General features: G+C 33.6%; 6 protein-coding genes. 2 read left to right on the top strand and 4 right to left on the bottom strand.

Going from position 1 to position 4,594, the window contains the following annotated elements; all coding sequences use genetic code 11:
• The first annotated feature begins 109 nt into the window (after window positions 1-109).
• Together VB654_RS09135 and VB654_RS09130 are read left to right on the top strand one after the other, a co-directional pair.
• A complete protein-coding gene (locus VB654_RS09135; RefSeq protein ID WP_323213402.1) occupies window positions 110-1,537 on the top strand; it encodes an integrase in 1,428 nt (475 codons plus the stop codon).
• 102 nt (window positions 1,538-1,639) lie between these two features.
• Complete coding sequence (locus VB654_RS09130) at window positions 1,640-2,242, top strand: hypothetical protein (protein WP_323213401.1); 603 nt, start codon at window positions 1,640-1,642, stop codon at window positions 2,240-2,242.
• A 14-nt stretch (window positions 2,243-2,256) separates the two neighbouring features.
• On the opposite strand, the gene VB654_RS09125 is transcribed toward VB654_RS09130, so the two are convergent.
• From VB654_RS09125 to VB654_RS09110, 4 genes are all read right to left on the bottom strand, one after another.
• Window positions 2,257-2,466 (bottom strand): DUF433 domain-containing protein, encoded by a 210-nt coding sequence (locus tag VB654_RS09125; RefSeq protein ID WP_323213400.1) that lies wholly within the window; start codon window positions 2,464-2,466, stop codon window positions 2,257-2,259.
• A 22-nt stretch (window positions 2,467-2,488) separates the two neighbouring features.
• Entirely contained in the window at window positions 2,489-2,704 is a 216-nt protein-coding gene (locus VB654_RS09120) for a hypothetical protein (RefSeq protein WP_323213399.1), read from the bottom strand.
• Between the two features lie 185 nt (window positions 2,705-2,889).
• Window positions 2,890-3,699: a hypothetical protein gene (locus VB654_RS09115; RefSeq protein ID WP_323213398.1), complete on the bottom strand. Its 810-nt coding sequence runs from the start codon at window positions 3,697-3,699 to the stop codon at window positions 2,890-2,892.
• Window positions 3,700-3,826: 127 nt separating this feature from the next.
• On the bottom strand, window positions 3,827-4,351 hold the full coding sequence (locus tag VB654_RS09110; RefSeq protein ID WP_323213397.1) for a hypothetical protein: 525 nt from the start codon (window positions 4,349-4,351) through the stop codon (window positions 3,827-3,829).
• Window positions 4,352-4,594 lie beyond the last annotated feature (243 nt).

Below are 4,594 nucleotides of genomic sequence, written 5' to 3'. Positions count from 1 at the left end.
TAAAGAGTGATGATATTATCCTAACAGCCTAAAATTGCTTATTTTTAACAATGTTTGCGGTAAGCATTGTCAAGGCTGAACAGTTTTTTTATTAGGGTAAATCTAGGGTATGAACAGAACACAGGAAGCATTTGCCGATTTTCAACAAACAGCCAGCAGCGATGGGGGATATATAGGCAGAATGCAAGCAGTGACAAATCAAGAAAATCACCTGACGGCAAAACTGGAAACGGAATTAAAGGCGGTAAATGCTAGAATCAAAGCTGCTAGGGTGAATGTTTCTGTGAGAAAATCTGGTAATTCACTGCAACTGAGAAGCACCCTACCCATTAAACCAGGAGATATTGATAAAAACGGTATAGGAACAAAGCAATATGATCTGTCTTTGGGTATCCCGTTTAATTTTGATGGTTTAAATACTGCGGAAGAAGAAGCTTATGAGTTAGGAAAATTGTTAGCGAGAAAACAATTTCAATGGACTGAGAAATATTTAGGTAAAACTCGCAATAAAGTTAACGCCAAAATAATTGGTGATTTGATTGCAGATTTTGAGAGAAATTATTTCCAAACTAGAAAACGTAATCTTAAAAGTGAGAACACATTTAATAGTTATTTTTATATTGCTCAAAAACACTTACCAAAGGATAAACCAGCGATAAATGCCAACTTTATTGCATCTGTGCAATGTTGTCCATCTTCAGATAGTGTCAAAAATGAGTTAATTAAAGTTATTCGAGTATTATGTAAATGTTCTGGCTTGGAAGTTCCAGAGCTAAGTAACTTAAAAATTAAACCTGCTGCTCAACGTAAGCGTGATATCCCCACTGACGCAGACATAGAGCGGGAATATCTCAAATTTGAGGCTTACTCACTCCACCGTCCCAGTAAATTGCTCACTAGGGAAGACAGAAATAACTGGAAACTGTGGCGTTGGGTATATGGGATGTTAGCTACTTATGGTATAAGACCGAGGGAGATTTTTGTTAATCCTGATTTAAATTGGTGGTTGTCTTCAGAAAATACCATTGATACATGGCGAGTAAATGAAGAATGTAAAACAGGTGAGAGGGAAGCTTTACCATTATATCCGCGTTGGGTAGAGACATTTAATTTAAAAACTGATACGGAAGCTATTGAATTATTAAAAGCGAAAATTCAGGGAAAAATTACCAGTAAACAGATTAATTCGGCTCGACATGGTACAGACAGATGGTTTAGATTTGTCGGTATTCCTTTTCAACCTTATGATTTACGCCATGCTTGGGCAATTAGAGCGCATTTAATGGGAATTCCGATTAAAGCTGCTGCTGATAATTTGGGTCATTCGGTAAATATGCACACTTCGATTTATCAAAGATGGTTTAGTTTAGAAAATCGCAAGGTGGCTATTGAAGAAGCGATTAAGAAAAAGTCGAAGGTGGAAGATTTACAAGATATAGTGATTAAGCTGGAACATGAAAATGAAAGGTTGAGAATAGAAAATGAAAGATTGCGATTACAGATGGAAAATCCAGGTTTAATACGCATAATTAATTAAATCTTTTAAGTTGTATGAGTGCTGTTGGGTTTTATTGCATCAACCCAACCTACAGTATAATGGAGTTAATATGAAAATTTCAGAAATGGAATGCTATAAATTATGCCTTATAGTCAGTTTACATCTATCGGTAAGGTTAAAGAAGCTTTCGGCTTGAAAACTCAAGAAGGTGGGAGATTTATTCCTGATAACCAAACAATTGAAGTATCTGCTACTTTGAAAGCATTTTTAGAAGAAAGTTTACCCATTTCTTCTTCTGCTAGTGAAAAAGCCCGTTCTGAAGGAATTATTTACCCAGTCTTATTAGAAATAAGAAAAATTTTAAATCGGCAAATTAGCTTATTTTCCGGTGAAGATTTTACAGTTGATGAGTCAGTTGGACTTAATGGAATGTGTGATTTTCTGTTAAGTAGTTCTCCTGAAGTGTTAGAAATTGAAGCACCTGTAATTGTCATTGTAGAAGCAAAAAAGGCTGACTTAAGAACTGGTTTTGGACAATGTATTGCAGAGATGGTGGCCGCACAAAGATTTAATGCTGCAAAAAATCGTCAATTTTCAGTTATATATGGTTCGATTAGTAGTGGTACACAATGGCGATTTTTAAAGTTAGAAGGTGATACTGTAACTATTGATTTGATGGATTATTCTCTCCCACCTGTGGAGGAAATTTTAGGTATGTTGGTTTGGATGATTAAAAATGGATGATAGTCAATCGAAAATTAAAAATTATTCTCACGGTCAGCAGCAAAAGCAAGACAGGCTTTAATATCTTCTGAAGTAAGTTCGGAAAAGTCTTCGAGAATTTCGGATTCTGTCATACCACCTGCAAGATATTCCAAAATATCATATACAGTTATTCGCATTCCTCGAATACAAGGTTTGCCGCTACGTTTACCGGGTTCAATGGTGATAATTTTTTGGTAATCCATAAAATATTATAATTTATCCATCTTACATAATTATAGCAATAGCTTTTTTTATCCTCTCTGTCATATCAACTAATTCTTCATCTTCATAATTTGATGGTGAACCAAACATTTCATCTAGTTCTTCTTGTTCTTCGTCACTTACATAGGGTATGAGAATTTGACAGAGTAACATTCTTTCTTCTCGCAGAACTTCGCGGATACTTTCTTTGATTATTGCTTTAAGTTCTTCAATTTCCATTATCTTTCTCCTTGAGAATACAAGTATTATACTGTTTTTGGTGAAAGCGATCGCACTCCTTCCCTAAATCAACAACGGAAATGCGATGACCGTTACTTCACTAAAATGTACTGTATATTTATGTCTTGGCAAAACTTGATCTGTAAAATTGGTTTTTGCTTTTAAAAACCCTGGTTGTATGGATTTTATTTTTTTCTATTTTGCCATTCTATAAGACTAGAGGTTTCTATCTCTTGAAACATATCTGCAATCCAATTAAAGTACACTTTTGGTACTTTCTGTTGTTTTCCAAGCTCTCCTCTAACTGGATCAATTTCTGTCCCTTCCCACTTTAAACTTGATGATTCTTTGATAAATCCAAGAATAATAAAATGCTTCATCAAAGCATGAGTAGTTAACAGTCCATCTTCCTGAAAGATAGTAAATCCAACTACATTAGAATTTTCGTAAGGAAAATTATCTCCATTTAATATGATAATGCGTTGTTTGAATATTCCAACGTCATTTCTTTCTCCCATCAAAAAATCTTTCCATACATTTAGTGCTGCTTCTGCATCTTCGTTTGAATCTGATTTAATTGCTGGAAAAAATTTCTCACAATTTTTGTTACTAATATTATCTGTTAAATGTAATCTAGAGTATTTAAGATAAGTTAATACTCTCCAAGAAATTGATACTGCAAATTTCAGCATCCATTCACCATAAATCACAGGAGCAAAAAGTGATTTGTTTTTCGGCATAATACGATTTCGGAATAATGTTTCCCATTTGTTTATTTTTCCTTCACAGTCACCACATAATAAGTAGACTTTAGTGATGTCTTGTGGTTTAGGCGTTTTTTCAGAATTGAGAGCATCAACTATAGTTTGAGATCCTCCTTTTATAGATTTTCCAAAATATCTTGGAATGATATGACTCAGTTTAAGGTCACTGTTTATTCCACAAAGCGCACATTGATTAAAAGGCAGTATTGAATATTTATGATTTGGTTTCATTATATTACCCTAAAATATGTAACCTGTAGTATATCTAATTCTTGTATCTCAAGGAGCAAGATGCTCCCACTATGGTAATTTTAAGTTTTTGGATTATACAATTGAACTGCACATTAGCTATGTAAATTTATTGTGTGACAATACTTACAGAAACGTCTACACTCCTCAAAGTTGTTGATCTCTCATGCTTGCAAAGATGTAAGCTGAAATTACTCCAAGTCGCTCTCTCAAATTCACTATTTATCAAAGAGTATAATGTATTAGGAACTACGGAGTTTAAAGAGGAAGAACTAAGTAAGCCACGGCTATTATATACGCAGGTATAAGTTAATGAAATTTCACTTGATTTAAAAACATCGTTAAATCTTTTTCTATTAGCTGCTTCTATCTCTAATTGATTATTTGATATTTTAGATCCTGGATGAGATATTTCTCTACTGTATGGAATTAGCGTAACAGATTTCTGTTCGTATGTCATTGAAGGATTCCGATATTCTTTTATTAAGTGTTCTTCTTCAGAATTTTCAGGAATTTTATTTTCTTGAGCAACTTCAGATATTGGAGTATGAACACAACCTACCAGTACAGAGCATAAACATATTACATTAGGGATGAATCCCAAACGTTGAGTCATCCGAGAAATAATCTCCATTTCTTTAACCTAAAAGTACATAAATATAAGATTAATTATAAATGACCAAATTAGCAACACATTTATCAAAAACCATGTATGGATATTGACACCAGGGACAAAATAGGGTAAATAAAAGAATATAAATCAAACAAACTGCCTATTTGTGCAAACTTTCCCAGGGAAAAAATAGGGCAAAAAAAATAAAAAATTCCAATCAATTGAATATTAAAAACCTTAGAAATCATAGCTTAATCTTCACGG

Source organism: Nodularia sp. UHCC 0506, from assembly GCF_034931045.1.
Taxonomy (GTDB): Bacteria; Cyanobacteriota; Cyanobacteriia; order Cyanobacteriales; family Nostocaceae; genus Nodularia.
The sequence above is the reverse complement of the archived record's forward strand: the minus strand, read 5'-3'. Positions and strand labels throughout refer to the sequence as shown.

Bases quoted from the DNA above. Each gene is read 5' to 3' on its own strand.
- VB654_RS09135 (WP_323213402.1), top strand. From the start codon at position 110: ATGAACAGAACACAGGAAGCATTTGCCGATTTTCAACAAACAGCCAGC.
- VB654_RS09130 (WP_323213401.1), top strand. From the start codon at position 1,640: ATGCCTTATAGTCAGTTTACATCTATCGGTAAGGTTAAAGAAGCTTTC.
- VB654_RS09125 (WP_323213400.1), bottom strand. From the start codon at position 2,466: ATGGATTACCAAAAAATTATCACCATTGAACCCGGTAAACGTAGCGGC.
- VB654_RS09120 (WP_323213399.1), bottom strand. From the start codon at position 2,704: ATGGAAATTGAAGAACTTAAAGCAATAATCAAAGAAAGTATCCGCGAA.
- VB654_RS09115 (WP_323213398.1), bottom strand. From the start codon at position 3,699: ATGAAACCAAATCATAAATATTCAATACTGCCTTTTAATCAATGTGCG.
- VB654_RS09110 (WP_323213397.1), bottom strand. From the start codon at position 4,351: ATGGAGATTATTTCTCGGATGACTCAACGTTTGGGATTCATCCCTAAT.